23 protein-coding genes and 3 tRNA genes are annotated in these 25,541 nt (G+C 65.6%); 17 read left to right on the forward strand and 9 right to left on the reverse strand.

The genetic code is table 11. From position 1 onward, the window contains the following. Nucleotides 1-38 precede the first annotated feature (38 nt). The 5 genes from fabF to VHO04_RS04205 all read left to right on the forward strand — a co-directional run bounded on the left by fabF (nucleotide 39) and on the right by VHO04_RS04205 (nucleotide 4,013). Nucleotides 39-1,298: a beta-ketoacyl-ACP synthase II gene (gene fabF / locus VHO04_RS04185; RefSeq protein ID WP_329627144.1), complete on the forward strand. Its 1,260-nt coding sequence runs from the start codon at nucleotides 39-41 to the stop codon at nucleotides 1,296-1,298. 117 nt (nucleotides 1,299-1,415) lie between these two features. Continuing rightward, nucleotides 1,416-2,354 carry an endolytic transglycosylase MltG gene (gene mltG / locus VHO04_RS04190; protein ID WP_329627145.1) on the forward strand — a complete coding sequence of 313 codons (939 nt, stop codon included), beginning with the start codon at nucleotides 1,416-1,418 and terminating at the stop codon, nucleotides 2,352-2,354. 52 nt (nucleotides 2,355-2,406) lie between these two features. Further along, nucleotides 2,407-3,159: an alpha/beta hydrolase gene (locus VHO04_RS04195; RefSeq protein ID WP_329627146.1), complete on the forward strand. Its 753-nt coding sequence runs from the start codon at nucleotides 2,407-2,409 to the stop codon at nucleotides 3,157-3,159. 230 nt (nucleotides 3,160-3,389) lie between these two features. After that, nucleotides 3,390-3,875: a 2'-5' RNA ligase family protein gene (locus VHO04_RS04200; RefSeq protein WP_329627147.1), complete on the forward strand. Its 486-nt coding sequence runs from the start codon at nucleotides 3,390-3,392 to the stop codon at nucleotides 3,873-3,875. A 61-nt stretch (nucleotides 3,876-3,936) separates the two neighbouring features. Further along, nucleotides 3,937-4,013 (forward strand) — tRNA-Met (locus VHO04_RS04205). Between the two features lie 108 nt (nucleotides 4,014-4,121). On the opposite strand, the gene VHO04_RS04210 is transcribed toward VHO04_RS04205, so the two are convergent. Continuing rightward, a tRNA-Leu gene (locus tag VHO04_RS04210) sits at nucleotides 4,122-4,207 on the reverse strand. A gap of 106 nt (nucleotides 4,208-4,313) precedes the next feature. Here VHO04_RS04210 and VHO04_RS04215 point away from each other — a divergent pair. Then, nucleotides 4,314-5,255: an ABC transporter ATP-binding protein gene (locus VHO04_RS04215; protein WP_329627148.1), complete on the forward strand. Its 942-nt coding sequence runs from the start codon at nucleotides 4,314-4,316 to the stop codon at nucleotides 5,253-5,255. Further along, entirely contained in the window at nucleotides 5,252-6,019 is a 768-nt protein-coding gene (locus VHO04_RS04220) for an ABC transporter permease (RefSeq protein ID WP_329627149.1), read from the forward strand. The genes VHO04_RS04215 and VHO04_RS04220 overlap by 4 nt, the downstream gene beginning before the upstream one ends. 93 nt (nucleotides 6,020-6,112) lie before the next feature. Here VHO04_RS04220 and VHO04_RS04225 read toward each other — a convergent pair whose 3' ends face one another. The 4 genes from VHO04_RS04225 to aroA all read right to left on the reverse strand — a co-directional run bounded on the left by VHO04_RS04225 (nucleotide 6,113) and on the right by aroA (nucleotide 10,898). Next, nucleotides 6,113-6,391 (reverse strand): integration host factor subunit beta, encoded by a 279-nt coding sequence (locus tag VHO04_RS04225; protein WP_329627150.1) that lies wholly within the window; start codon nucleotides 6,389-6,391, stop codon nucleotides 6,113-6,115. A gap of 207 nt (nucleotides 6,392-6,598) precedes the next feature. After that, nucleotides 6,599-8,311 carry a 30S ribosomal protein S1 gene (gene rpsA / locus VHO04_RS04230; RefSeq protein ID WP_257543109.1) on the reverse strand — a complete coding sequence of 571 codons (1,713 nt, stop codon included), beginning with the start codon at nucleotides 8,309-8,311 and terminating at the stop codon, nucleotides 6,599-6,601. Nucleotides 8,312-8,937: 626 nt separating this feature from the next. After that, nucleotides 8,938-9,561: a (d)CMP kinase gene (gene cmk / locus VHO04_RS04235; RefSeq protein WP_329627151.1), complete on the reverse strand. Its 624-nt coding sequence runs from the start codon at nucleotides 9,559-9,561 to the stop codon at nucleotides 8,938-8,940. Next, nucleotides 9,558-10,898, reverse strand: a complete 1,341-nt coding sequence (gene aroA, locus VHO04_RS04240) for a 3-phosphoshikimate 1-carboxyvinyltransferase (RefSeq protein ID WP_329627152.1) — start codon at nucleotides 10,896-10,898, stop codon at nucleotides 9,558-9,560. Before aroA ends, cmk begins: the two co-directional genes overlap by 4 nt. Nucleotides 10,899-11,023: 125 nt before the next feature. Here aroA and VHO04_RS04245 point away from each other — a divergent pair, with 125 nt between their 5' ends. Together VHO04_RS04245 and VHO04_RS04250 are read left to right on the forward strand one after the other, a co-directional pair. Then, a complete protein-coding gene (locus VHO04_RS04245) occupies nucleotides 11,024-11,347 on the forward strand; it encodes a TIGR02300 family protein (RefSeq protein WP_329627153.1) in 324 nt (107 codons plus the stop codon). A 151-nt stretch (nucleotides 11,348-11,498) separates the two neighbouring features. After that, nucleotides 11,499-11,574, forward strand: a tRNA-Ala gene (locus VHO04_RS04250). A 50-nt stretch (nucleotides 11,575-11,624) separates the two neighbouring features. Here VHO04_RS04250 and VHO04_RS04255 read toward each other — a convergent pair. Continuing rightward, nucleotides 11,625-12,071, reverse strand: coding sequence for an RrF2 family transcriptional regulator (locus tag VHO04_RS04255; protein WP_297660250.1), 447 nt, complete (start codon nucleotides 12,069-12,071; stop codon nucleotides 11,625-11,627). A 149-nt stretch (nucleotides 12,072-12,220) separates the two neighbouring features. On the opposite strand from VHO04_RS04255, the gene VHO04_RS04260 reads away from it, so the two are divergent. The 3 genes from VHO04_RS04260 to VHO04_RS04270 all read left to right on the forward strand — a co-directional run bounded on the left by VHO04_RS04260 (nucleotide 12,221) and on the right by VHO04_RS04270 (nucleotide 14,153). After that, the gene (locus VHO04_RS04260) at nucleotides 12,221-12,787 is read left to right on the forward strand and encodes a hypothetical protein (RefSeq protein ID WP_329627154.1); all 567 of its coding nucleotides are present in this window, start codon (nucleotides 12,221-12,223) and stop codon (nucleotides 12,785-12,787) included. Next, nucleotides 12,762-13,484, forward strand: coding sequence for a hypothetical protein (locus VHO04_RS04265; RefSeq protein ID WP_329627155.1), 723 nt, complete (start codon nucleotides 12,762-12,764; stop codon nucleotides 13,482-13,484). The genes VHO04_RS04260 and VHO04_RS04265 overlap by 26 nt, the downstream gene beginning before the upstream one ends. A 69-nt stretch (nucleotides 13,485-13,553) precedes the next feature. Next, nucleotides 13,554-14,153: an HD domain-containing protein gene (locus tag VHO04_RS04270; RefSeq protein WP_329627156.1), complete on the forward strand. Its 600-nt coding sequence runs from the start codon at nucleotides 13,554-13,556 to the stop codon at nucleotides 14,151-14,153. 88 nt (nucleotides 14,154-14,241) lie between these two features. Here VHO04_RS04270 and VHO04_RS04275 read toward each other — a convergent pair whose 3' ends face one another. Both VHO04_RS04275 and VHO04_RS04280 read right to left on the reverse strand, forming a co-directional pair. After that, nucleotides 14,242-15,045 carry an enoyl-CoA hydratase-related protein gene (locus VHO04_RS04275; RefSeq protein WP_329627157.1) on the reverse strand — a complete coding sequence of 268 codons (804 nt, stop codon included), beginning with the start codon at nucleotides 15,043-15,045 and terminating at the stop codon, nucleotides 14,242-14,244. 372 nt (nucleotides 15,046-15,417) lie between these two features. Next, nucleotides 15,418-16,056 carry a hypothetical protein gene (locus tag VHO04_RS04280; protein ID WP_329627158.1) on the reverse strand — a complete coding sequence of 213 codons (639 nt, stop codon included), beginning with the start codon at nucleotides 16,054-16,056 and terminating at the stop codon, nucleotides 15,418-15,420. 77 nt (nucleotides 16,057-16,133) lie between these two features. Here VHO04_RS04280 and VHO04_RS04285 point away from each other — a divergent pair, with 77 nt between their 5' ends. Continuing rightward, nucleotides 16,134-17,729: a peptide chain release factor 3 gene (locus tag VHO04_RS04285; RefSeq protein WP_329627159.1), complete on the forward strand. Its 1,596-nt coding sequence runs from the start codon at nucleotides 16,134-16,136 to the stop codon at nucleotides 17,727-17,729. Between the two features lie 226 nt (nucleotides 17,730-17,955). On the opposite strand, the gene dinB is transcribed toward VHO04_RS04285, so the two are convergent. Beyond that, complete coding sequence (dinB, locus tag VHO04_RS04290) at nucleotides 17,956-19,080, reverse strand: DNA polymerase IV (protein WP_329627160.1); 1,125 nt, start codon at nucleotides 19,078-19,080, stop codon at nucleotides 17,956-17,958. 191 nt (nucleotides 19,081-19,271) lie between these two features. Here dinB and VHO04_RS04295 point away from each other — a divergent pair, with 191 nt between their 5' ends. From VHO04_RS04295 to VHO04_RS04310, 4 genes are all read left to right on the forward strand, one after another. Then, on the forward strand, nucleotides 19,272-19,640 hold the full coding sequence (locus VHO04_RS04295) for a hypothetical protein (RefSeq protein WP_329627161.1): 369 nt from the start codon (nucleotides 19,272-19,274) through the stop codon (nucleotides 19,638-19,640). Between the two features lie 66 nt (nucleotides 19,641-19,706). Beyond that, entirely contained in the window at nucleotides 19,707-21,014 is a 1,308-nt protein-coding gene (locus VHO04_RS04300; RefSeq protein WP_329627162.1) for a TolC family protein, read from the forward strand. A 109-nt stretch (nucleotides 21,015-21,123) separates the two neighbouring features. Further along, nucleotides 21,124-22,290, forward strand: coding sequence for an efflux RND transporter periplasmic adaptor subunit (locus VHO04_RS04305; protein WP_329627163.1), 1,167 nt, complete (start codon nucleotides 21,124-21,126; stop codon nucleotides 22,288-22,290). Nucleotides 22,291-22,293: 3 nt separating this feature from the next. After that, nucleotides 22,294-25,536 (forward strand): CusA/CzcA family heavy metal efflux RND transporter, encoded by a 3,243-nt coding sequence (locus VHO04_RS04310; RefSeq protein WP_329627164.1) that lies wholly within the window; start codon nucleotides 22,294-22,296, stop codon nucleotides 25,534-25,536. Nucleotides 25,537-25,541 lie beyond the last annotated feature (5 nt).

The raw sequence follows: 25,541 nt of genomic DNA on the forward strand, positions 1-25,541 counted from the left end.
CCTCCCGCAGGGGGCAGGGGCCGACGAAAGGAATGACTATGCGCCGGGTTGTGGTGACGGGATTGGGTTTGGTGACGCCGCTGGGCGCCGATGTGGAAACCACCTGGAAAAATCTGATCGCCGGCAAATCGGGCGCGGGGACGATCACCCATTTCGACGCCTCCGACCAGAAATGCACGATCGCGTGCGAGGTGAAGGGTCCCGACCATGAATATGGTTTCGACCCCGGCAAGCGCGTCGACCACAAGGTCCAGCGCCAGGTCGATCCGTTCATTATCTTCGGCATCGACGCCGCGGGCCAGGCGCTCGAGGATGCGGGCCTGACCGAGCTGACCGAAGAGCAGAAGGTTCGCGCCGGCTGCTCGATCGGTTCGGGCATCGGCGGCCTGCCGGGAATCGAGAGCGAAAGCCTGCTGCTCGCCGAAAAGGGGCCGGGCCGCGTTTCGCCGCACTTCGTCCATGGCCGCCTGATCAACCTGATTTCGGGGCAGGTCAGCATCAAATACGGGCTGAAGGGCCCGAACCACGCCGTCGTCACTGCCTGCTCGACCGGCGCGCATTCGATCGGCGACGCGGCGCGGATGATCCGCGACGACGATGCCGACATCATGCTCGCGGGCGGCGCCGAGGCGACGATCTGTCCGATCGGCATCGCTGGCTTCGCGCAGGCGCGCGCGCTCAATATGAGCTACAACGACCGCCCCGAGCAGGCGAGCCGCCCCTATGACAAGGACCGCGACGGCTTCGTGATGGGCGAGGGCGCGGGCGTCGTGGTGCTCGAGGAATATGAACATGCCAAGGCGCGCGGCGCCAAGATTTACGCCGAAGTCGTCGGTTACGGCCTGTCGGGCGATGCCTATCACGTCACCGCGCCCGATCCCGAAATGGACGGCGCCTACCGTTCGATGGCAGCGGCGCTGAAGAAGGCGGGGATGACCCCCGCCGACATCGATTATATCAACGCCCACGGCACCTCGACGATGGCCGATACGATCGAACTCGGCGCGGTGAAGCGCCTGTTCGGCGACGCGATGGGCAATGTCTCGATGAGCTCGACCAAGTCGGCGATCGGGCATCTGCTCGGCGGCGCGGGCGCGGTCGAGACGATCTTCTGCATCCTCGCGATCCGCGACCAGATCGTTCCGCCGACGCTCAATCTCGACAATCCCGACGAAGGCACCGAAGGCGCCGACCTCGTCCCGAAAGTCGCGAAGAAGCGCAAGGTGCGCGCCGCGCTCAACAACAGCTTCGGTTTCGGCGGCACCAACGCCAGCCTGATCGTCAAGGCGGTCGATTAAGCCACCTTGATCCGTTTGCCCTGAGCTTGTCGAAGGGCTGTTTTTTCTTCGGGCCGAGCCAAAGAGAAGGACGGTGCTTCGACAAGCTCAGCACGAACGAGGTTGGATCTAGGGCGAATGACCATAACACGCCTGTTGCTGGTGTCCTTTCTCGCTCTCCTCCTCGCCGCCTGTTCGGGCGGCGCCCCGCGCGATGCCGAGGTCGTCATCCCGCCCGGTGCGAGCATTGCCAGGGCGGGAGAGATTCTCGAAAAAGCCGGCGCGGTTTCGGCCTCGAGCTTTCGCAACCACGCGCGCCTTTTCGGCGGCGGCGATCCGATCAAGCCCGGCGAGTATAAGATCGAAAAAGGCATGGATGCGGGCGACATCCTGCGCCTTCTCCAGTCGGGCAAGACGATCCAGCGCCTCGTCATGATTCCCGAGGGGATGCCCTCGATCATGGTTCGCGACCGGTTGATGGCCGAGCCGCGTCTGAAGGGCGACATCGCGGTGCCCGCCGAGGGCAGCATCCTGCCCGACTCTTATGCCTTCACCACCGGCGAAACGCGCGCCGCGGTCGTCGCGCGGATGCAGGCGGCGATGGACAGGACGTTCGCAGAGCTCTGGGCCAAGCGCAGCCCGCGCACCGCGGCAAAGGACCGCAACGAAGCGATGACGCTTGCCTCGATCGTCGAAAAGGAAACCTCGGTCCCCGCCGAGCGCCGCACCGTCGCGGGCGTCTATACCAACCGCCTGGCGATCGGCATGAAGCTGCAGGCCGACCCGACGATCATCTATCCGATCACCCGGGGCAAGCCGCTCGGCCGCCGCATCCTGCGCTCCGAAATCCTCGCGGTGAACGATTACAACACCTACAGCATGATCGGCCTGCCCAAGGGACCGATCGCCAATCCCGGCAAGGCGTCGATCGCCGCGGTGCTCGATCCCGAGGCGAACGACTATCTCTATTTCGTCGCCCGGGGTGATGGGGGCCACGTCTTTGCGCGCACCCTGTCGGAGCATAATGCGAACGTCCAGAAATGGTATCAGCTGCGCCGCGAGCGCGGGGAGAGGTAGGAAGCGTGACCGTCGCCCCCGCGAAGGCGGGGGCCGCCAGAGGGGATTAACGATGACCACCGCAAAGCTCTTCCTGCACGGTGTGCCCGACAGCCCGGCGATCTGGCGCCCGCTGCTCGGCCGGCTCGATCTCGGCGAGACGCCCGTCGCCGTCCCCGCGCTGCCCGGCTTCACCGGGCCGCTTCCCGCGGGCTTTGCCGCGACCAAGGAGGCCTATGCCGACTGGGCGGTGGGCGAGGCGGAGGCCTTGTGCGCGCAGCACGGCACGATCGACATCGTCGGCCACGACTGGGGGGCGCTGATCGCGCAGCGCGTGGCGATGCTGCGGCCCGACCTTATCCGAAGCTGGGCGGTTTCGAACGCGGTGATCGACCCCGATTATCGCGGGCATCGGATCGCGCGAATCTGGAACACGCCGGTTCTTGGCGAAATCTTCATGGCCTTGAGCGCGCCCGCGAAGCTCGCCCAAGGGCTCGCCGCGCAAGGTATGCCGGCGGACATTGCCGCGGAAGAAGCCGCCCAATGGGCGAACAAGGACAAAAGGCGTGCGATCCTGAAGCTCTATCGGTCGGCAAAGGGGCTCAGTTTCGAGCACGACTGGGCGCGCGACATCGGCAAGTTGCCCGCGAACGGCGCGCTGATCTGGGGCGAGGGCGACCCCTATGTCGACCTGTCGGTGGCCGAGCGATTCTCCACGGGCACCGGCGTGCCGCTGATGGTGGTCGAAGGGGCAGGGCATTGGGCGATCGCCGAGCGTCCGGCCGAGGTTGCGGCGGCGCTGCGCGCTTTCTGGAGCCGTTTGTAAAAGCGACGCTTTTTCGCGGTATTGGCAGAGTCGATCATTGTGACCATATTAATCGATTAGATCGTGCGCCGGCTTTGCGTCATTGGCGCGGCCACGAGAAAGGGCGTCCCATGGACGACGGCACATCCTCCCCCCGATCGCCGCGTCCACCCCGTCTCGAGCCAACCGACCCGGGTTTTTCCCCTCCCTTCCGGGCCTCTGGCGCCGCGCCCATCCTTGTTACCGCAGTGATGGGCGCGGCCGACCAGCGCCATTTCGACCGGCTGCGCGATGCCCATTTTCCGCCCGCGCGTAACCTCGTCGCGGCGCATATCACCTTGTTCCACCAGTTGCCGCCGTCGTGCCGTGATGAATTGGAGCGCCTGATCCGCCGCCTGTCGTCCGACACGCCGCCGCCCGAGGCGATGCTGCGCGGCGTCGTTTCGCTGGGCCGCGGCGTCGCTTTCCAGGTCGAAAGTCCCGCGCTGCTCGCCATCCGCGCGCGCATAGCCGATCATTTCCACGGCCTGCTGACCGCGCAGAACCAGGGCGTGCCGCGCCTGCACATCACGGTGCAGAACAAGGTCTCGGCGGGCGAGGCACGGGCGCTGCTGGCCGACCTTGCGCGCGATTTTTGTCCCCGCCCGCTCGTCATCACCGGTCTCGCCACCCATCTCTATCGCGGCGGCCCGTGGGAACCCGCGTTCGCCCGTAATTTTCGAGGGCCGCGCACATGATATTGACCCGAACCGACAGCCTGCCTATAGGCGCGGCTCGCCCGAAGCGGCGGCCTTTCGGGGCGGAGTAGCTCAGCAGGTTAGAGCAGCGGAATCATAATCCGCGTGTCGGGGGTTCGAGTCCCTCCTCCGCTACCAAAATCCATGCTTCCTGCCGTGTATCGGGCTGGGTCTTCGCGCGGGCCGTTGCCGACTCCGGCTCGTGGCCGGGACAGGCGCCGTGCGACGCTCCGGCCAAAAGATCGCTGGTGCGGACGGCGGGACTTGAACCCGCATATCCAGAGGATGGCAGATTTTAAGTCTGCTGCGTCTACCGATTTCGCCACGTCCGCACGCGTGCAGCCGGTCAAGCGGATGGATCCGAAGAGGTCAAGCGCTTGTTTGGTCCTTTGCGTTTGGAGCTTCACCGGGGCGGACGGCTCGGCTATTCGCGGTCGAATGACTCCAGTCCTTGAAATCTCCGGCCTCTCCAAGACGTATAAGAGCGGCCATCAGGCGCTCGCTGCCGTCGACCTCGCCATCAGCAAGGGCGAGATTTTCGCGCTGCTCGGGCCGAACGGCGCGGGCAAGACGACGCTGATCAGCATCGTCTGCGGCATCGTGACGCCAAGCGGCGGCACGGTGACCGTCGGCGGCCACGACCATGCCCGCGATTATCGCGCCGCGCGGTCGATGATCGGGCTGGTGCCGCAGGAACTCCACACCGATTCGTTTGAGAAAGTGATCACGACGGTCAGCTTCTCGCGCGGACTGTTCGGCAAGCCGAGGGATCCCGCCTTCATCGAGCAATTGCTGAAAGACCTGTCGCTGTGGGACAAAAGGAACAGCAAGATCATGGAGCTGTCGGGGGGCATGAAGCGCCGCGTGATGATCGCCAAGGCGCTCAGCCACGAGCCCGAAATCCTGTTCCTCGACGAACCGACCGCCGGGGTCGACGTCGAGCTGCGCCGCGACATGTGGAACATGGTGCGTTCGCTCCGCGAGCGCGGGGTGACGATCATCCTCACCACCCATTATATCGAAGAAGCCGAGGAGATGGCCGACCGGGTGGGGGTGATCAGCAAGGGCAGGCTGATCCTGGTCGAGGAGAAACACGCGCTGATCAAGAAGCTGGGGCGCAAGACGCTGACGCTCAATCTGGCCGAGCCGCTCGACGCCGTGCCTGCGGAGCTGGGCGAGTGGACGCTCGAACTGGCGGGCGAGGGGCACGAACTCGTCTATGAATTCGACAGCCAGGCCGAGGCGACAGGGGTGCCCTCGCTGCTGCGGAGGATGAGCGACCTCGGCATCGCGTTCAAGGACCTTCACACCCGGCAAAGCTCGCTCGAGGATATTTTCGTCGGGCTCGTCCATGAAACGAAAGCGGAGCAGGCCGCATGATCCAGAATCTCCGCGGTATCCGCTCGATCTATATGTTCGAGATGGCGCGCTTCGGGCGTACCTTCTGGACCAGCCTGATGCTGCCCGTCATCACCACGACGCTCTATTTCGTCGTTTTCGGGTCGGCGATCGGCAGCCGGATGAGCGATGTCAGCACAGTGCCCTATGGCGCCTTCATCGTGCCGGGGCTGATGATGCTGACGATGTTCACCGAAAGCATCAGCAACGCGAGCTTCGGCATCTACATGCCCAAATGGACGGGTACGATCTATGAGATGCTGTCGTCGCCGATGTCGCCATTGGAACTGCTGATCGCCTATGTCGGCGCTGCGGCGACGAAATCGGTGATCATCGGGGCGATCATCTTTGCCACCGCGCATCTGTTCGTCGATGTCCAGATCGCGCATCCGGTGCTGATGGTCGCCTTCATGATCCTGATGGCGGTGACCTTCTGCCTGTTCGGTTTCATCATCGGCATCTGGGCGCAGAGCTTCGAGCAGTTGCAGGTGATCCCGCTGCTCGTCGTCTATCCGCTGACCTTTCTGGGCGGCGCTTTCTATTCGCTCGACATGCTGCCTGCGGCGTGGCGCACGGTGACCCTGTTCAACCCGGTCGTCTATCTGATCAGCGGGTTCCGCTGGACATTCTTCGGGCAGGGCGACGTCGGCATTGGCGTCAGCATGGGCGCGGTCGCGCTGTTCCTGACGCTGTGTTTGACGATGATCTTCTGGATGTTCCGGACGGGGTATCGGCTCAAGAATTGAGGCCGATTTCGTCATTGCGAGCGCAGCGAAGCAATCTCCAGTCCGATGGCTGGAGATTGCTTCGCTGCGCTCGCAATGACGAGGGATGAACCCTCAGTCGTTCAGCCGCTCGCGCATTTCCTTGCCGGGCTTGAAATAGGGCACGTTCTTGGCGTTCACCGCGACCGGGGCGCCGGTGCGTGGGTTGCGGCCGGTGCGCGATTCGCGCGATCGCGTCGAGAAGGCGCCGAAACCGCGCAATTCGACCCGCCCGCCGCTGGCGAGCTGGTCCACGATGGAATCAAAAAAGGCATCGACGATGCGTTCCACCTCTTCAAGGCGCAGATCGCTGTTCTCGCTCGCGATCTTCTGCACCAGTTCCGACCGGATCATGTGCTTCCCCTAATATAGTCACGCGCGCCCGACGGGCGCAGGCCATCCGGTCGTTGCCGGCTCCATGTGCGTGAGGACCCCTCCCAACGCGGGCGGGAGAGTATCATGAATCACTGTTCGGTCAAAATATATCACCGAAAGAAAAAGGCCCGCAGAGGGACACTCTGCGGGCCTTTTCTGTTGCCTGACGGCGAGGACGTGAAATTATCAGTCCTTCTTGCCGGCCTTCAGCGCTTCGCCGAGGATGTCGCCGAGCGACGCACCCGAGTCCGACGAACCGTACTGCGCGACGGCCTGCTTCTCTTCGGCGATCTGCAGCGCCTTGACCGAGAAGCTGGGCTTCTTCGAACGGTCGAAGCCGGTGACCATCGCGTCGAACTTCTGTCCGACCTGATAGCGTTCGGCGCGCTGTTCGTCGCGGTCGCGGCCAAGATCGGCGCGCTTGATGAAGCCGGTGGCGCCATCGTCGCCGGCCTGCACTTCGAGGCCGTTGTCGCGGACTTCGAGGACAGTGACGGTGACGATCTCGTTCTTCTTCAGCGAACCCGAAGCGGCAGCGCCGCCGCCAACGGCCGGGGCGCCCTTTTCAAGCTGCTTGATGCCGAGGCTGATGCGTTCCTTCTCGACATCGACGTCGAGAACGACGACCTGCACCTGCTCGCCCTTGCGGTGGAGATGCAGCGCTTCCTCGCCCGAGATGCCCCAGGCGATGTCCGACATGTGAACCATGCCGTCGACGTCGCCGGGCAGACCGACGAACAGGCCGAATTCGGTGGCGTTCTTGACTTCGCCTTCGACGACCGAGCCCACCGGGTGGGTTTCGGCGAACGCGCCCCAGGGATTCGACTGGGCCTGCTTGAGGCCGAGCGAGATGCGGCGTTTGTCGCTGTCGACTTCGAGGACGATGACGTCGACTTCCTGGCTGGTCGAAACGATCTTGCCGGGGTGGACGTTCTTCTTGACCCACGACATTTCGCTGACGTGGACCAGGCCTTCGATGCCGGGCTCCAGCTCGACGAACGCACCATAGTCGGTGATGTTCGTGACGGTGCCCTTGAGCTTCGCGCCGACCGGATATTTGGCGGCAACGCCTTCCCACGGATCGCTTTCGAGCTGCTTCATGCCGAGGCTGATGCGCTGCGTGTCGCGGTTGATGCGGATGATCTGGACGCGGACGGTGTCACCGATGTTGATGACTTCGCTCGGGTGGTTGACGCGCTTGTAGCTCATGTCGGTGACATGGAGCAGGCCGTCGATGCCGCCGAGGTCGACGAACGCACCATAATCGGTGATGTTCTTGACCGCGCCTTCGATGATCTGACCCTCTTCGAGGTTCTGGATCAGGCCCGAGCGCTGTTCGGCGCGCGTTTCTTCCAGGATGGCGCGGCGCGACACGACGATGTTGCCGCGGCGGCGATCCATCTTGAGGATCTGGAAGGGCTGCGGCAGGTCCATGAGCGGGCCGACGTCGCGCACCGGGCGGATGTCGACCTGCGAACCCGGAAGGAACGCCACGGCGCCGCCGAGGTCGACGGTGAAGCCGCCCTTGACGCGGCCGAAGATGACGCCTTCGACGCGGGCTTCCTTGTTGAATTCTTCTTCGAGGCGGTCCCAGGCGGCTTCGCGGCGCGCGCGGTCGCGCGAGAGCATGGTTTCGCCATTGGCGTTTTCGACGCGGTCGACATAGACTTCGACTTCGTCACCGACCTTGAGGTCGGCCTTCTGGCCCGGCATCGCGAATTCGCGAAGCGGCACGCGGCCTTCGCTCTTCAGGCCGATGTCGATCACTGCCAGGTCGTTTTCGATCGCGGTCACGGTGCCCTTGACGACGCGGCCTTCAAAGCCGCCGTCGGCACCACCAAGCGATTCATCGAGCATCGCGGCGAAATCGTCGCGCGTCGGGAAAGCCGTAGTGGCCATGGATAGTTTCCTTACTTCATTGTTCCGGCCAAGCGGTTGGGTCCGCTGGTCTTGTGGCCGATCCGTCCTGCCCGCCGAATGCGAGGCAAGACATCCTCAAGGCATATCGCGGACGAAACACGGACAAAGCAAAAAGGGCGCGACGAGGTCACCCCATCACGCCCGACGCTCCGGTCGGAGCGGCGGTTCACCCGTGCCTCGACCGGCAAGACGCCTGTCGGACGGCGCGCATATAGGCGGGGAGGGGGCTTTGGGCAAGGAAAAAGGCGGTGGATCAGCGCCAGCCTCTCCCGCGCGTCATGCTGAACTTGTTTCAGCATCCATGGCCCGGCGTTCGCCTGATAGAGCCGCGCCAGTTATGTTTCGCACGAAGACACAAAGCCACGAAGGTGTTGCGCTTGCCGCGAAGCGGCTTTCCTCTTTCGACATCGTTGCAGGACGTACCGCTATACGGAGTGCCGGGCCTGTCGGCCCAAGCCGCCTTTTTCGTGGCTTTGTGTCTTCGTGCGAAACAAAAAGGCGCAGCGTCTGACGAAAGCGCGGGCCATGGATGCTGAAACAAGTTCAGCATGACGGGATGTGAGCGTCGACCTTTCGTCCTCTTCCGCCGTGCTTCTGCGCGCATATTATCGCGCGACCTTGCCCTCGACGAAAGCGATCGCCGCCGCGATCGCTGCGTCGCGGTCGAGCGCGGTGTTGTCGAGCAGCAGCGCGTCCCCGGCGCGGATCAACGGCGCGTCGGCGCGGCCGGTGTCGCGCGCGTCGCGGGCGTGGATGTCGGCGAGCACCGTGTCATAGGTGATCTCGACGCCGCGCCCCAGCATCTCGGCATGGCGGCGCCGCGCGCGCTCCTCGGGGGAGGCGGTGACGAACAGCTTGGCGTCGGCGTACGGTGCGATCACCGTGCCGATGTCGCGTCCGTCGAGCACCGCGCCGCCCGGCTGGTTTGCGAAATCGACCTGCCGCTGGAACAGCGCCTTGCGCACCGCGGGATGTACCGACACGCGGCTCGCGAGGCCGCCCGTACTTTCATAGCGGAGCGCCGGATCGTCCAGCAGGCTGTCGGCAAAGTTGCACGCGGCGAGTGCGTCGGTGCTATTATCGGGATCGCCGTGGTTGAGCTGCGTCTGATAGCCGACCGCGCGATAGAGCAATCCCGTGTCGAGCACCGGCAGGGCGAAATACGCCGCGATCGCGCGCGCGATCGTGCCCTTGCCCGACGCGGTGGGCCCGTCGACGGCGATGATCATGATTGCAGGCTCGCGAGCAGCGCCTCGAAATTGGGAAAGCTCGTCGCGACCGGCGCCATATCGTCGATCATCACTGGCGCCTTGCTGACGAGCCCGGCGATGGCGAAGCTCATACAGATGCGGTGGTCGAGGTGGCCGGCGATCGTCGCGCCGCCGGGCAGCGGGTCGCCGCCGGTGCCGTCGATGATCAGGCCGTCGGCGCTCTCCTCGACCCGCGCGCCGATCGCCGTGAGGCCCGCCGCCATCACCGCCAGCCGGTCGCTTTCCTTGACGCGCAGCTCGTCGAGCCCGGTGGTGACGGTGCGCCCTTCGGCGAGCGCGGCGGCGACGAAGAGGATCGGATATTCGTCGATCATGCTCGGCGCGATGGCCGGATCGACGGCGATGCCCTTGAGGCTGCTGTGGCGGACGCGGAGGTCGGCCACGGGCTCGCCGCCGACTTCGCGGGCGTTCTGAAGCTCGATATTGCCGCCCATCGCCTGCAGCACTTCGACGAGTCCGGCGCGCGTCGGGTTGAGGCCGACATTGGCGATGACGACGTCCGATCCGGGGACGATCAGCGCCGCGACGATGAAGAAGGCGGCCGACGAGGGATCGCCCGGCACGGTGATCGTCTGCGGCCGAAGCTCGGCCTCGCCGCACAGGCGGATATGACGCGTGCCGTCGGCATCGGTCTCGACGGTCAGATCGGCGCCGAAGCCGCGCAGCATCCGCTCGCTATGGTCGCGGGTCGGCACCGGCTCGATCACTTCGGTGATGCCGGGGGTGTTGAGGCCAGCGAGCAGCACCGCGCTCTTCACCTGCGCCGACGCCATCGGCAGACGGTAGGCGAGGGGGATGGCGGGAGCGAGGCCGCGCACCATCAGCGGCAGGCGCCCTCCTGGTGAGGCGGTGATGTCGGCGCCCATCTGGCTCAGCGGATCGATCACGCGGCCCATCGGGCGGCCTGACAGGCTGGCGTCGCCGGTGAAGGTGACGGTGATCGGGTGGCTGGCGACGAGGCCCATCAGCAGGCGCGTCGAGGTGCCGCTGTTCCCCATGTCGACGGCTTGGCGCGGCTGGAGCAGCCCGCCGACCCCGACGCCGTCGATCACCCACGCGCCGTCGTCGGTGCGCTCGATGCTCGCCCCCATCGCCCGCATCGCCGCCGCCGTCGCGAGCACGTCATGCCCCTCGAGCAGGCCGGTGACGCGGCTCGTCCCGACCGCGAGTGCCGACAGCATCAGCGCGCGATGCGAAATGCTCTTGTCGCCGGGAATCGCGATCCTGCCCTGGAGCGGACCGGAGGCGGAAAAGGCGCGCGGGCTGGGGCGCGGGTTGGGGTTGGGGTCTGTCATCGCGAGCGGCTTTTGACAGCGGGCAAACAATCTGGCAAGGCGCACGCCGATTTGACGGGTGGCCGTTTCGGCGCCGCCCTTTCTCCGAAATTTATCTCACACCTTCAAAGGTTTAAGAGGAATATATGATAAAGGCTGAATGGGGCGCGAAGCGTAGCTGCCCGAAATGCGCCACCCGATTCTATGATCTGACCAAGGATGATCCGGTCACCTGCATCAACTGCGGCTATGCGTGGATCCCGGAATCGGTGCTGAAATCGAAGCAGCCGATGCCGTTCGAGCAGGCTGAAAAGCCCGGCAAGACGCCCAAGGAAGAAGGCGTCGATGAGGATCTGGATCTGGACGTCGATGTCGACGAGGATAATGATTCGCCCGACAACGACGTCGACCTCGGCGGCGACGACGATCTGGGCGTCGATACCGGCGACGACGGCAACGACGAAAGCTGACGTCGCGGCATTTGATGTTGAGGGGCCAAAAAATGATGTTGAGGGGCCAAAAAAGCATCACCCGATGCATTTGGCCCCTTGCATAACGGGCGCGCGCTGGTAAAGGCGGCGTCCCGGTCGCACCACCCAGGGGCGACCCGCGAAATGGCACGGGGCCTTAGCTCAGCTGGGAGAGCGCTACAATGGCATTGTAGAGGTCAGCGGTTCGATCCCGCTAGGCTCCACCATTTTACGAAAAGGCCCGCGAAAGCGGGCCTTTTTCCGTTTGGGGATGGGACTATTCTGCCGCTTCTTCCTTCTCGAACAGCGGCTCCAGCACGATCGGATCGGCCAGGGTGATGCGGTCGAGGATCGACGCGGTGTCGTCGCGCACCTTCAGCATCAGGCTGCGCAGGCGGCAATCGGATTCGGGCAGGCAATTCTTGCAATGCTCGTGCGCGTTGCGCGCGGCGCAGGGGACGAGCGCGAGCGACCCACGCGTCAGCCGAACGAGGTCGCCATAGCTGATGTCGATCGGGGGCAACGCCAGTTGATAGCCGCCATCGCGGCCGCGCTGTGAAATGAGCAGCCCCTCGCGCGCCATTTCGGACAGGATGACGGTCAGGAATTTGGGCGGAATATTCTGCGCGTCGGCAATGTCCGCAAGCTGCACCTGTCCCTTGCCCCAATGGTCGGCAAGATGCTGGAAGGCACGGATCGTATAGCGGGTCTTTTGCGACAGCATGACGGGGGTAGTGTGACATATTCAGCCTTAATTCAACCTGTCTGGATGAGATTATCTTGCGCTGTTGATGAAAATCACAGCGGGTGGCATGAACCGATGCCAATGGGATCGCATAATGGCCCGGAAACGGGTGCGATGAGGGTATGGCAATGATGCGTAAAATTTGGGGTGTTCCAGCGGTCCTCGCGGCCTGCATGCTGGCGGCGGCGCCCGCCGAGGCGCAGTTCGGCAGTCTGCTCCGCAAGGTGACGACGCCTAGCCCGGCGCCGAGCCCGAGCAGCGACGACAATGGCGGCTGTCCGAAAGGCAAGAAGGGCAGCAGCGTCGGGCGCGGCATATTGGGCGGCGTGATCCGCGATGCGGTCGGCGATGCCGCGAGCAAGGCCGGCGTCTATAGCTATGTGCCGATCGCCGAGGTCAGCGGAACGCTGACCGACGCGATCGCCTGCAAGCTGGACCCGGCCGAGCAGGTCCAGGCGGCGAAAGCGACCGAAGAGATCACGCGCGGAGAAGAGGTCGGCGCGACGTCGAACTGGACCAGCGAAACGCGCGAGAATGTCAGCGGATCGTCGACGATCGCGTCGATCAATCAGGAAGGCGGCGGGCGCAAGTGCATGACCGTCAACGACTTCATCATCGTCGACGGCGAAGAGACGCAGGTGAGCAAGCGCATGTGCAAGGGGCCGGGCGATGCACGCTATACGCTCGCGGCCTAAGCTCGCGCGCCTGCTGGCGGGTGTCCTCGCGCTCGCTACCCTCGGCGCGGCGACCGACATGGACCCGATCAATCCGACCTGTCCGCTCAATCCGAACTGGTCGACGAATCCGACGATGAAGCTGACGGTCGAAAAGCGCGGCGGCATGAAGGTGATGCTGGCCGAAGGCCGGGTCGACGCCGGGCTTCCCGATCGGCTTTCGACCGCGCTGAAAGCCAATCCCGACGTCAGCGAGATATGGCTTCGCTCGCCGGGGGGCGACGCGCGCGCGGGCAATGCGGCGGGCCGTGTGATCCGGTCCTTTCCCGGCCTCGGAACCCGGATTCCGTCGGGCTGGGCCTGTTTCAGCGCCTGCAATTTCGTCTTCATGGGCGGCCAGCCGCGCGTGATCGAGCCGGGCGGCGAGTTCATCGTCCACATGTTCACCAGCACCGGCGACCGCGCCGCGATCGACGAAAGCGTCGCCCTGGGGATCGATGCGACCACCGAATTGATCGGCGACGTCGAACAGGACAGCGCGCTTCTCGCGAGCGAGGACAATGCCTTTCTGATCAAGATGGGCGTGTCGCGCAAATTGCTGACCGACGTGATGTATCGGCAAAAGGCGGTGAAGGGCAGCGGCCCTGACAAATCGACGCGGCGTTGCCTGACGCTCGACGAGGCGCTGAAATATGGCGTGACCTATGCGGTCGAATAGGCGCTGCGCGCTATAAAGTTGCAAAACGGGACCGATGGCATAGACTGCTCCTGATAAGGAGAGGCTGCCATGAACGACATGACGCACGAACATGCGACCTTTCGGTCGATGATCGACGGGACGCAGGAAGACTGGGACATTATCGCGCGCGAGCAAAAGGAGTTCGCGCCGAACAACGGGGCGCGCATCCTCGACCATCTGAAACTGCTCGGCGGGGATTATGGCGGCTTTCCGGTCGACCGGCTCGAACATTGCCTGCAGACCGCGACCCGCGCGCACCGCGACGGGCGCGACGAGGAATATGTCGTGATGGCGCTGCTCCACGACATCGGCGACACGCTCGGCGCCTTCAACCACCCCGATGTCGCGGCGGCGATCCTGAAGCCTTTCCTGTCAGAGGAAAATCTGTGGATCGTGCAGCATCACGGCATCTTCCAGGGTCATTATTTCTTCCACTATCTGGGGCTCGACCGCGACATGCGCGACCAGTTCGCGGATCACCCCTATGCCGCGGCCTGCGCCGAATTCTGCGAGAAATATGACGCGCCGGCCTTCGACCCTGATTATGAGTCGCTACCGCTTGAATTTTTCGAGCCGATGGTGAAGCGCCTCTGCGCCTATCCGCGGAACAGCATCTACAAGAAGGCGATGGTCGAGGAGGCGGCGTAGCATCAACCCTCATACGTCACCCCGGCGAAGGCCGGGGTCTCGACGGTGAGATCCCGGCTTTCGCCGGGATGACGCAACAAGTAGCGGTCTATTTTCCCTGAAACGCAGTCTTGCGCTTCTGCTGGAACGCAAGAATGCCTTCCATCGCGTCGGCGCTGTTGCCCGCGATGAACTGGCCCTTCGCTTCGGCGTCGAGCGTGTCGGCATAGCTTTGCGACAGGCCCTCGCGCAGAACCTTGCGCATGGTGCCGAGCGCGACGGTCGGTCCGTTCGCGAGCCGCGCCGCCAGCGCCTTCGCTTCGGTCAGCAACTCGGAATCCTCGACGCATTTATAGATGAGACCCCAGTCGGCGGCCTGTTCCGCGCCGATCTTTTCGCCGAGCATCATCATCTGCGTCGCGCGCGACAGGCCGACGAGGCGCGGCAGGATCCACGACGAGCCACCGTCGGGGACGAGGCCGATGTTGACGAAAGCCTGGAGGAAATAGGCGCTCTTGCCCGCGATGGTAAAATCGCCCGACAGACCAAAGCTGCACCCCACGCCCGCTGCGGGACCGTTGACCGCGGTGACGACCGGAATGTCGAGATTGGCGAGCGCGAGCAGCATCGGATTATAATGATTGCGGAGCGCCTTGCGGCTGTTCGCGCCGCCGCCGACCGCCGACCCGCTGCGGTCGCCCGCAAGGTCCGCGCCCGAGCAGAAACCGCGCCCCTCGCCAGTGATCAGCAACGCCCGCGCACCAAGCACCGGCAGATAATCGAGCGCGGTGCGGATGTCATCGGCCATCGCCGGCGGCATCGAATTGAGCCGCTCGGGCCGGTTGAGCGTGATCGTCGCGACATGGTCGGCGACGTCGAACTTGATCGTGTCGAAGCTGGGGGTGTCGGTCATGGGAAAATATCCTCTCGCGGGGGCTTTACCTTTACGTTCACGTAAAGTTTTGGCGCATTTGGAGAGGGAGCGCAAGGGGGGAGGGTGCGTGAAGGCGCACGGCCGTTTTCGACCGGTTGCGGACCTATCTCACATCGTCATCCCGGACTTGATCCGGGATCCATTGTCTCAGCGCCGGATGAATGGATCCCGGATCAAGTCCGGGATGACGAGAGTTGAGCGGCAGTTTTCATCCCCTATCTTCGTCATTCCCGCGAAAGCGGGAACTCAGGGCGTGCGTCGGCTGACCCCACACTGGGTTCCCGCTTTCGCGGGAATGACGAAAGTGGGGAATGTCCGCTCCCCTCCTCAAAGCGGCCTTGGCCTCGAATATTAATCCTTCCCCAGCCGCACGAACCGCATCTCTCCCTCTGCGCGGCGCAGCGTCAGACCGCGTTCGGTCTTTTCGGCGCAGGCGCCTTCGAAATCGACCACGCCGATGTCGTTCGGCTCGATGATCACGTGCAGCTTGCCGCCATCGGCTTCGGTCAGCACGAAGCGCGGTGCGGTGATGTCGTAGATCGGCTCGCGCACCTCGACCCAGCGTGGGACGCGCGTGTCGTCGTCGGGCATCGTCCAGCCGTCATATTGGGTATAACCGTCGATCGGATCACCGCTGTCGAAGCCGATGGTGAAATCGACTCCCGCGATGGTCCGGCCGTTCGGCCAGGTGACGAGGATGGTAGGCACCGCGCCGTCGATCTCGCCGGGCGTGCCTTTCGACATCGCCGGCGGCACCGGCTTTGGCTCGGTGGTCAGGCAGATCGTGTCGCCGCGCGCCTCCCAGCGCCCCTCGGCGCGTTCGTCGAGCGCTCCCGCGGCGAAGATATATTGAAAGCGGCCGTCATTGCGGATGAGCAGGCCGCCGCCGACGTCGGGGCCTTCGGCGATGTCATATTCGCCGACGAAGGGTGAATCCTGCGCGGCGGCGGGGGAGGCGAGCAGCGCAAAGGCGATGAGCAAGGTTCGCATCGTCCGACCATGCGTCCGGCGCGGCGCGGGCGCCAGCCCCTTTCCACAATTGCTGCCACCTGCTAGGCGCCCGCGCCATGTCCAGCAAGCACCCCGACCGCCGCACCTTCGCCATCATCTCGCACCCCGACGCGGGTAAGACGACGCTGACCGAAAAGCTGCTCGTCGCGGGCGGCGCGATCCATATGGCGGGCGAGGTCAAGGCGCGCGGCGCGGCGCGGCGAGCGCGTTCCGACTGGATGAAGATCGAGCAGCAGCGCGGGATTTCGGTGACCTCGTCGGTGATGACCTTCGAGCATCAGGGACTCGTCTTCAACCTGCTCGACACGCCAGGGCACGAGGATTTCAGCGAGGACACCTATCGCACGCTGACCGCGGTCGACAGTGCGGTGATGGTGATCGACGCCGCCAAGGGCATCGAGCCGCAGACGCTGAAGCTGTTCGAGGTCTGCCGCCTGCGCTCGGTGCCGATCATCACCTTCGTCAACAAGGTCGACCGCGAGGGCCTGCCGCCGTTCGAGCTGCTCGACGAGGTCGCCGACCGCCTCGCGCTCGACGTCTGTCCGATGAACTGGCCCGCGGGGATGGGCGGGCAGTTCGAGGGCATCTACGACCTCGTCGATCCCGCGATCATGAAGCCCGGCGGCGATGCCTCGCGCATGTACGAGGGGAAGCGGGTCGGCGTCGCGGGGCTGGATGATGCGGCGCTGGCGGCCGAACTCAGCGGCGATGCGCTCGCGCACCTCAAGGAAGAGACCGAACTCGCGTCGGCCTGCTACGCGCCGTTCGACGCCGGGGCCTACCGCAATGGCGATCTTACGCCGGTCTATTTCGGATCGGCGCTCAAGGAATTCGGGGTCGTCGACCTGCTGAACGCGCTCGCAGTCCATGCGCCGGGTCCGCAGCCGCAGCCTGCCGAGCCCGCGCCGGTGCAGCCGGGCGACGACGCCGTCACCGGCTTCGTCTTCAAGGTGCAGGCGAACATGAACCCCGCGCACCGCGATCGCATCGCCTTCATGCGGCTCTGCTCGGGCAAGTTCGAGCGCGGGATGCGCTTGACACAGGGCGGGACGGGCAAGGCGATCGCGATCAGCCGCCCGATGCTGTTCCTCGCGCAGGACCGCGAAATGGCCGAAGAAGCCTTTCCCGGCGACATCATCGGCATTCCCAACCACGGCACCCTGCGCGTCGGCGATACTTTGTCCGAACGCACCGACATCACGATCACCGGTCTGCCGAACTTCGCCCCCGAACTGCTGCGCCGCGTCGCGCTCGTCGATCCGACCAAGACCAAGCAGCTCAGGAAAGCGCTCGACGACATGGCCGAGGAAGGGATCATCCAGGTCTTCTATCCCGAGATCGGCGCGAACATGATCGTCGGCGTCGTCGGCCAGCTCCAGCTCGAGGTGCTGATCAGCCGCCTTGACGCCGAATATAAGGTCGAGGCGAAGCTCGAGGCGTCGCCCTGGGACACCGCGCGCTGGATCGCGAGCGACGATCCCGCGGCGCTGAAGGCGTTTCAGGCCGACCACCGCGGCGCCAGCGCCACCGACCGCGACGGCGCGCCGGTGTTCATGGCGAAGGATGCGTGGGAGGTCGGCTATGTGACTCAGCGCCATCCTGCGATCCGCTTTACCGCGACCAAGGAACGGCGGTTCGCCGACGCGGGGTGATCGGGACTCGCACGAAGCCACGAAGCCACAAAGAGCTTCTCCACAATCCGTTTGTGCTGAGCTTGTCGAAGCACTGTCCTTCTATTCCCTTGGCATCCGTAATGTCGTCATTGCGAGCGAAGCGAAGCAATCCAGAGTAGCGTAAACCGCTCTGGATTGCTTCGCTTCGCTCGCAATGACGGAGGAAGAGGGGAAAGCTCTTTGTGGCTTCGTGGCTTCGTGCGAGTCAAATCAGGCTCAGCAGATCGTCCGGCCCCGCCATCGCGTCCTCATCCTCTTCGCCCTCGAACTTGCTCAGCGTCACCCCCAGCAACCGTATCCCCTGCTCGACCGGCAGCAGCGGCGCGAGGATGGCTTCGCCGACCGCGAGCAGCCCCGCGCCATCGGCGATCGCGAAGGGCACCGATTTCGCCCGCGTGATCGTCTTGAAATCGGCATAGCGCAGTTTGAGCGTCACCGTCCGCCCGCGCGCCCCGCGCTTCGCTGCGCGATCCCAGACGACGGTGCAGACATGCGCGAGCGCTTCGCGGACTTCGGTGTCGGCGATCAGGTCGTTGAAGAAGGTGCGCTCGCCGCCCAGCGATTTGAGCGGCCGGTTCGACCGCACGCGCCGATGGTCGATCCCGCGCGCCAGATTGTGGAGCCATTCGGCACTGTTGCCGAAATGCGCGGCGAGCCATTCCATCTCCTTCGCGGCAAGGTCGGCGCCTGAAAAGATGCCGAGCCCCTCCATCTTCGCCGCGGTGACGGGGCCGATGCCGTGGAAACGCCGGATCGACAGCGTCTGGACGAAGGCGGCGCCGTCGCCCGGCCGGACGATCGTGATGCCGTCGGGCTTGTTCTGGTCCGACGCCAGCTTGGCGATGAACTTGTTGTAGGAAACCCCTGCCGAAGCGGTGAGGCCGGTTTCGCGGCGGATGCGCTCGCGGATCAGCTTTGCGGCAGCAGTCGCGCTGCCGAGCCCGGCCTTGTCACGGCTGACGTCGAGATAGGCCTCGTCGAGCGACAGCGGCTCGACCTCGTCGGCATAGTCGCGAAAGATCGCGCGGATCTGGTGCGAGATGTCGCGATAGGCATCGAAGCGCGGCGGCACGAAGATCAGGTCGGGGCATTGGCGCTTCGCGGTGATGCTCGGCATCGCCGAACGCACGCCGAACTTGCGCGCCTCGTAGGAGGCGGCGGCGACCACCCCGCGCCGCGACGAACCCCCGACCGCGACGGGCTTGCCGCGCAGGGCCGGATTGTCGCGCTGTTCGACCGACGCGTAAAAGGCGTCCATGTCGACATGGATGATCTTGCGGACCGGCGGGTCCGTGCCGTCTCTCGGCGCAGGGGCTGCGGCGTCTTCCACGGGCGCGAATTAGCATGTTTCCCTAATGTTCTCAACGCCTCGCGCGCTGACTGCGCGTGCCGCTATCAGGCTGCGGCGTCATTGTCGGCCGATGGAAATGAGATAACATCAAGAAATTAAACGATATTTTGGACTGGGTGCTTCGTGCTTTCGCTTTGCAAGCCGAATCAACAATGCTACGAGCCGGCTCGATGAGACGGGTGCTTCTGCTCTTGCTGTCCCTTCTCCTCGCATCGGGCACGGTTGCGGGTTCGATCGCGCACGCCGCGGAAGACTGCGCGCAGCCGACCCCGATCACGGCGGCCCCGATCATGGCGAACGAGATGCGCGATTGGGACGGGTGCGTTCAGGTCGTCGTCAAGACATCGCAGGATTCGCCGTCGGACGATCGGCAATCGCCGGCAACGGTGCATGGCTGTCATGGTCATTATGCGGGCGTAGCCGCCGATATCGCCGCACCGCCGGTCGCGGTGGTTCATGCCGTGACGCATGGCCGCGCGCCGTCGGCGGCGGTGCCGCCCGCCGCCTTCATCGGGACGTTCCGCCCCCCCATCGCCTGACAATCCAGGTTTGCGCGCGCGCCTAGCGCCGCGCTTTTCCCTGTCATTGTCAGGAGTCTTTCCTTCATGAACCCTATTGTCGCCGCCGCGACGGTCGCGGCGCTCATGGCTGCGGGAAGCAGCGCGAGCGCGGCCGCCCAGGCGCCGGGCCTTGCGCTTGCCGGCCCGCTCCCTCCCGCCGGACAGATGGTCCGCGCCGGTCCGCTCCCTGTCCGGCTGACGCTGGCGCAGGCCATGGAAGAAGCCGACGCGCGCTCGCCGCGCGTTCTCGCCGCTGCAGCCGAGGTGGAGGCCGCGCGCGGCCGCCAGCGCCAAGCCAGCTATCGCTTCAACCCCATACTCAATGTCGATGTCGAGAATTTCGCCGGCACCGGACCCTATTCGGGGTTCGCCGGCCTCGAAACGACGGTGTCGATCAACCAGCGGCTCGACCTCGGCGGCCGGCGGCGCGCGCGCATGACGCTTGCCGATGCCGAGTTCGTGGCGGCGCAATACCGGCTCGAAATCGCGCGCGCCGATCTCGCCTTCGAGGTTCGCGGCCAGTTCGCGGCCACCATCGCCGCCCGCGATGATCTGGCGCTCGCGCGCGAGAATGAGACGCGGACCCGCGAACTCGTTCGCGTCGCGCAGACAATGGTCGATACCGGCAACGAGCCGCCGCTCCGCGCTTTTCGCGCCAACGCCGCACTGGTCCAGGCGACTGCCGAGCTTCGCGCGGCCGAGGCCGGGGAGACGTCCGCGCGCCGCTCGCTCGCGGCGCTGCTCGGTGTGGCGACGCCGCCCGCCGAGTTGATCGACGGCGAAATCGGGACGCGGCCCGCCGACGTGGATGCGCGCGCGACGCTCGATGTCAGACTGGCCGAGACCGAGCAGGCGATCGCCGAGGCGCGGCTCCGCGGCCAGCGGGCCGAAGCTCGCGTCGATCCGAGCGTTGGGCTCGGCGTGCGCCAGCTTCGCGAAACCGGCGACCGGGCGCTCGTCGCCAACTTGTCGATGCCGCTTCCGATCTTCGACCGCAACCAGGGCAATGTCGCGGCCGCGCGTGCGGATGTCGCGGCCGCCGCCGCCCGGCGCGAAAATGCGGTGGTGACGGCCGCGGCGGCGATCGCCAATGCCCGCGCGGATCTCGATTCGGCTGAAGCGCGCCTTGCGGCGCTCGAAGGCGCCGGGATCGAGCAGGCGCGCGAAGGGGTGCGGCTTGCCGAACTCTCCTATCGCGCCGGCAAATCGTCGCTCGTCGAATATATCGACGCGCAGCAGGCCTATGCCGCGACGCGGACCGAGCTCATCGCGGCGCGCCGGGCGCGTGCCGAAGCATGGGCGATCCTCGCGCGGCAGGCGGCCGCCGAGGGCGACGCGGATCATCAGCGATGATCGCGCCGCCTCTATCGGACGGCCGCGTTTCGCACCGCGCGCTCAGCCATCCATTCCCTTGCGCGCAAGTGGCTTCGCCCTGCGCCCTCCCTCTTCGTGGAGACATTCGATGATCACCAAGGACAAGCGCCTTTTGGGCACCCTTGCGGGCGCCATGGCTCTCGCCGCCGCTGCCGGCTTCGGCGTTGCCCGCTGCACCGCCGACCCCGTCGCCGTCGCCATGCAGGACGGCGGGGGCGAAACCGAAAGCGAGGCCGCGCCGGACAGCCTCGCCATCACGCCCGCCGCGATCGAGGCGGCCGAGATCGGCGTCGAGACGATCGGTGCCAGCGGCCTCGGCTCCGAAATCATCGCGCAGGCGACGGTCACGGCCGCGCCGGACGGCGAGGCGGTCGTCGCCGCACGGGCGGGCGGCGCGGTCACCCGCGTCTTCAAACGGCTCGGCGATCCGGTGCGCGCCGGCGAAGCTCTGGCGATCGTGCAAAGCCGCGACGCGGCGCAGATCGCCGCCGAACGCACGGCGGCGGAGGCGCGGGCAGTGCTCGCGCAGAAGACTCTGCACCGTGAAAAGACCCTCTTCGACCAGAAAGTTTCGGCGCGCGTCGATTATGAGCAGGCCCAGGCCGAAGCGGCGGTGGCGGCGGCCGAGGCCCGGCGCGCCCGTGCCGCGGCCCAAACCGCGCAAGTGACGCGCGATGGCGGCAGCGTCGTGGTCGCGAGTCCGATCGCGGGCCGCGTCACCGCGGAAAACGTCAGTCTCGGCGCGTTTGTTCAACCCGAAGTCGAATTGTTCCGGGTCGCCGACCCTTCCAAGGTTCAGATCGAAGCCGCTGTCGGCCCGACCGATGCGCAGCGGCTCCGCCCCGGCGACCGCGCGATCGTCGAATTGCCCGACGGACGCGCGATCGATGCGCGCGTGCGCGCTGTCACCCCGGGGCTGGCGGGCGACACGCGGTCGGCGACCGCGGTGCTCGACGTATCCGGTGCCCTCCAGCCCGGGCTCGCCGTGCGCGTGCGCTTGCTGCCGAGCCGCGGCACCGAGGCCGACGGCGGCCGGATCGCCATTGCCGAGGAGGCGCTCCAGACCCTCGAGGGCCGCGATGTCGTGTTCGTGCGAACGAAGGACGGATTCGCGGCTCGCAGGGTCATGGTCGGGCAGCGCAGCGCCGGCCGGGTCGAAATTCTCACGGGGCTGAGGGCCGGCGAGGCGATCGCCACCAAGAACGCTTTTCTGCTCAAGGCCGAGTTCGGCAAGGGCGCGGGCGAGGAGCATTAAGCCATGATCGCGAAACTGATGGCGCTTTCCGTCCGCGCGCGCTGGGTGGTGCTTTTCCTCTTTCTCATCGTCGCCGGGCTCGGCGTGTGGCAGCTCACCAAACTGCCGATCGACGCGGTTCCCGACATCACCAACAACCAGGTCCAGATCAATACGATCGACCCGCGCCTGTCGCCGGTCGAGATCGAAAAGCTCGTGACCTATCCGATCGAAATCTCGCTCGCCGGCATCCCGGGGCTGGAGACGACGCGCTCGATCTCGCGCAACGGGTTCAGCCAGGTCACCGCGATTTTTTCGGATTCGACCGATCTTTATTTCGCGCGGCAACAGGTCGGCGAGCGGCTCCGCCAGGCCGCGGAGAATCTGCCCGACGGGACGCAGCCGCAAGTCGGGCCGGTCACGACGGGGCTCGGCGAAGTCGTCATGTATACGGTCGGCTATGCCAAACCCGACGGCAAAGGGGCAAAGACCGTCGCGGGCCAGCCCGGCTGGCAGCCCGACGGCGCTTATCTGACGCCCGAGGGCGAGCGGCTCACCGACGAGGTCGCGAAGGCCGGCTATCTGCGCACCGTTCAGGACTGGATCGTCGGCCCGCAGCTCAAGGCGGTGCCGGGCGTCGCCGGGGTCGATTCGATCGGCGGCTACGCCAAGACCTTCGTCGTCGAACCCGATCCCACCAGACTCACCAGCTTCGGCATATCCTACAGCGAACTCGGCGAAGCGCTCGAACGCGCCAATCTCGCGGTCGGCGCCAATTACTACAACCGCGGCGGCGAGGCCTATCTGGTACGCGTCGATGCCCGCGTGCGCTCGGTCGACGAGATACGGGGGGCCGTCGTCGCGACGCGCGGCGGCGTGCCGGTCACCGTCGCCCAGCTCGCCGAGGTGAAGATTGGCGGCGACCTGCGCACCGGCGCCGGCAGCATGAACGGCAAGGAGGCGGTCATCGGCACCGTGCTCATGCTGATCGGCGAAAACAGCCGCACCGTTGCCGAAGATGTGTCGGCGAAGATCGATCGGATCGCCAAAACATTGCCGCCCGGCGTCGAGGTCAAGATCGTGCTCGACCGCGCCGGGCTGGTGAACGCCACCGTCGGAACGGTCGAAAAGAACCTCGCCGAAGGCGCGCTGCTCGTCGCCGCCGCGCTCTTCCTGCTGCTCGGCAACTGGCGCGCAGCGATCATCGCAGTGCTCGTCATTCCCTTTTCCTTCCTGATGATGGCGATGGGGATGAACGCCTTTCGCATCCCCGGCAATCTGATGAGCCTCGGCGCGCTCGACTTCGGCCTGATCGTCGATGGCGCCGTCATCATCATCGAGAATTGCCTTGCGTGCCTGGCGCACCGGCAGGAGCATGAGGGCCGGTTGCTGTCGCTCCGCGAACGCCTCGAAGAAACGATGCGCGCGTCGCAGGAGATGATCAAACCGACCGTCTTCGGCCAGGCGATCATCCTGCTCGCCTTCGCGCCGCTGCTGATGTTCACCGGCGTCGAGGGCAAGACCTTCTCGCCGATGGCGGTCACCATCATGCTGGCGCTGGTTGCGGCCTTCATTCTGGCGATCACGCTCGTCCCGGCGCTCGTCGCGCTGATGATCCGCGGCAAGGTCGCCGAGAAGGAAGTCTGGGTGATCCGCAAGACCAAGGAGCGCTACCTGCCCCTGCTCGACAGGGCGATCGCGAAACCCTGGGGCTTCATCGCGGGGGGCCTTGTCTTCTTCCTCCTCGCGATTCCGGTTTTCGGCCTGCTGGGATCGGAATTCATCCCCAAGCTCGACGAGAAGAATATGGCGCTCGCCTCGACGCGCGTGCCTTCGGTCAGCCTCGAGCAATCGCTCGCGATGCAGCGCAAGGTGGAGGCTGCGATCACCAGCCTTCCCGAAGTCGAACTGATGTTCTCGAAGACCGGCACCGCCGAGGTGGCGACCGATCCGATGCCGCCGAACGTTTCCGACGGCTTCGTGATTCTGAAACCCAAGGCGGAATGGCCCGCGGGCGTGACGGAAAAGGAACAGGTGATCGCACGTGTCGAGAAGGCGGCAACCGGCGTCCTCGGCCAGCTCTATGAGGTGTCGCAGCCGATCGAATTGCGCTTCAACGAACTCATCGCGGGCGTCCGCGGCGATGTCGCCATCAAGCTCTATGGCGACGATCTCGACAAGATGTCGCTCGCTGCGAACGAGGTGGTGCGCGTGCTGCAGGCGATCCCGGGCGCGGGCAGCGTCAAGGCCGACCAGATCGGCGGCGCGCCGACCCTCGACGTCAGGCTCGATCGCAATGCCATCGCGCGATACGGCCTTACGGTGCAGGAGGTTGCAGACACCATCGCGGCGGCGCTCGGCGGGCGCGAATCGGGTCTCCTCTATGAAGGCGACCGGCGCTTCGACATCATGGTCCGCGTTCCCGACGCGACCCGCGTCAACCTCGACGACATCCGGGCACTGCCGATCCTGCTGCCGCAGGCAGGCGGGACGCGGGGGCAGATTCCGCTCTCGCAGGTCGCCCAGATCCGGCTCACTGAAGGGCTCAACCAGATCAGCCGCGAGAATGGCAAGCGGCGCGTGGTCGTCCAGGTGAACCTCGAAGGGCGCGACGCCGGTTCCTTCGTCGCCGAAGCGCAGGAAAAGATCGCAAAGGTAAAGCTGCCCGCAGGATATTATCTCGAATGGGGCGGGCAGTTCGAAAGCCTCCAGGCCGCATCGGACCGCCTTTCGATTGTGGTCCCGCTCTGTTTCGCGGCGATCTTCGTGCTGCTCTATCTGGCGCTCGGCGGGTTCGGCCGGGCCGCAGCGGTGTTCCTTGCGGTGCCGCTGGGTCTCGCGGGCGGGGTGTTCACGCTGGCGCTGACCGGGATCAATTTCTCGGTGTCGGCGGCGGTGGGCTTCATCTGCCTGGCAGGGGTTGCGGTGCTCAACGGCCTCGTCGTCATGACCGCGATACGCGAGCGGATCGAGAAGGGCATCCCGCTCGCAGAAGCGATCCGCGACGGCATGAGCGAAAAGATGCGCGCGGTGATCATGACCGGCTTCGTGCCCGCGATCGGCTTCGTGCCGATGGCGATCGCGACCGGCACCGGCGCCGAGGTGCAAAAGCCGCTCGCGACCACGGTGATCGGCGGCCTGATCGCGGCGACGATCCTGACGCTGCTCGTGCTGCCTGCCATCGCCAGGGTCGTGCTCGGCTCCGAAGGGCGTCCGCGCTTCGGCGGATGGCGCCGGGCTTTGCCCGATCGGCCGGCCACGGAATAAGGAGA

Origin of the sequence: Sphingopyxis sp. (assembly GCF_036261875.1) — a bacterium.
GTDB lineage: Bacteria > Pseudomonadota > Alphaproteobacteria > Sphingomonadales > Sphingomonadaceae > Sphingopyxis.

Coding starts and splice junctions, on each gene's coding strand:
- fabF (WP_329627144.1), top strand. CDS start 39: ATGCGCCGGGTTGTGGTGACGGGATTGGGTTTGGTGACGCCGCTGGGC.
- mltG (WP_329627145.1), top strand. CDS start 1,416: ATGACCATAACACGCCTGTTGCTGGTGTCCTTTCTCGCTCTCCTCCTC.
- VHO04_RS04195 (WP_329627146.1), top strand. CDS start 2,407: ATGACCACCGCAAAGCTCTTCCTGCACGGTGTGCCCGACAGCCCGGCG.
- VHO04_RS04200 (WP_329627147.1), top strand. CDS start 3,390: ATGGGCGCGGCCGACCAGCGCCATTTCGACCGGCTGCGCGATGCCCAT.
- VHO04_RS04215 (WP_329627148.1), top strand. CDS start 4,314: ATGACTCCAGTCCTTGAAATCTCCGGCCTCTCCAAGACGTATAAGAGC.
- VHO04_RS04220 (WP_329627149.1), top strand. CDS start 5,252: ATGATCCAGAATCTCCGCGGTATCCGCTCGATCTATATGTTCGAGATG.
- VHO04_RS04225 (WP_329627150.1), bottom strand. CDS start 6,391: ATGATCCGGTCGGAACTGGTGCAGAAGATCGCGAGCGAGAACAGCGAT.
- rpsA (WP_257543109.1), bottom strand. CDS start 8,311: ATGGCCACTACGGCTTTCCCGACGCGCGACGATTTCGCCGCGATGCTC.
- cmk (WP_329627151.1), bottom strand. CDS start 9,561: ATGATCATCGCCGTCGACGGGCCCACCGCGTCGGGCAAGGGCACGATC.
- aroA (WP_329627152.1), bottom strand. CDS start 10,898: ATGACAGACCCCAACCCCAACCCGCGCCCCAGCCCGCGCGCCTTTTCC.
- VHO04_RS04245 (WP_329627153.1), top strand. CDS start 11,024: ATGATAAAGGCTGAATGGGGCGCGAAGCGTAGCTGCCCGAAATGCGCC.
- VHO04_RS04255 (WP_297660250.1), bottom strand. CDS start 12,071: ATGCTGTCGCAAAAGACCCGCTATACGATCCGTGCCTTCCAGCATCTT.
- VHO04_RS04260 (WP_329627154.1), top strand. CDS start 12,221: ATGATGCGTAAAATTTGGGGTGTTCCAGCGGTCCTCGCGGCCTGCATG.
- VHO04_RS04265 (WP_329627155.1), top strand. CDS start 12,762: ATGCACGCTATACGCTCGCGGCCTAAGCTCGCGCGCCTGCTGGCGGGT.
- VHO04_RS04270 (WP_329627156.1), top strand. CDS start 13,554: ATGAACGACATGACGCACGAACATGCGACCTTTCGGTCGATGATCGAC.
- VHO04_RS04275 (WP_329627157.1), bottom strand. CDS start 15,045: ATGACCGACACCCCCAGCTTCGACACGATCAAGTTCGACGTCGCCGAC.
- VHO04_RS04280 (WP_329627158.1), bottom strand. CDS start 16,056: ATGCGAACCTTGCTCATCGCCTTTGCGCTGCTCGCCTCCCCCGCCGCC.
- VHO04_RS04285 (WP_329627159.1), top strand. CDS start 16,134: ATGTCCAGCAAGCACCCCGACCGCCGCACCTTCGCCATCATCTCGCAC.
- VHO04_RS04295 (WP_329627161.1), top strand. CDS start 19,272: ATGAGACGGGTGCTTCTGCTCTTGCTGTCCCTTCTCCTCGCATCGGGC.
- VHO04_RS04300 (WP_329627162.1), top strand. CDS start 19,707: ATGAACCCTATTGTCGCCGCCGCGACGGTCGCGGCGCTCATGGCTGCG.
- VHO04_RS04305 (WP_329627163.1), top strand. CDS start 21,124: ATGATCACCAAGGACAAGCGCCTTTTGGGCACCCTTGCGGGCGCCATG.
- VHO04_RS04310 (WP_329627164.1), top strand. CDS start 22,294: ATGATCGCGAAACTGATGGCGCTTTCCGTCCGCGCGCGCTGGGTGGTG.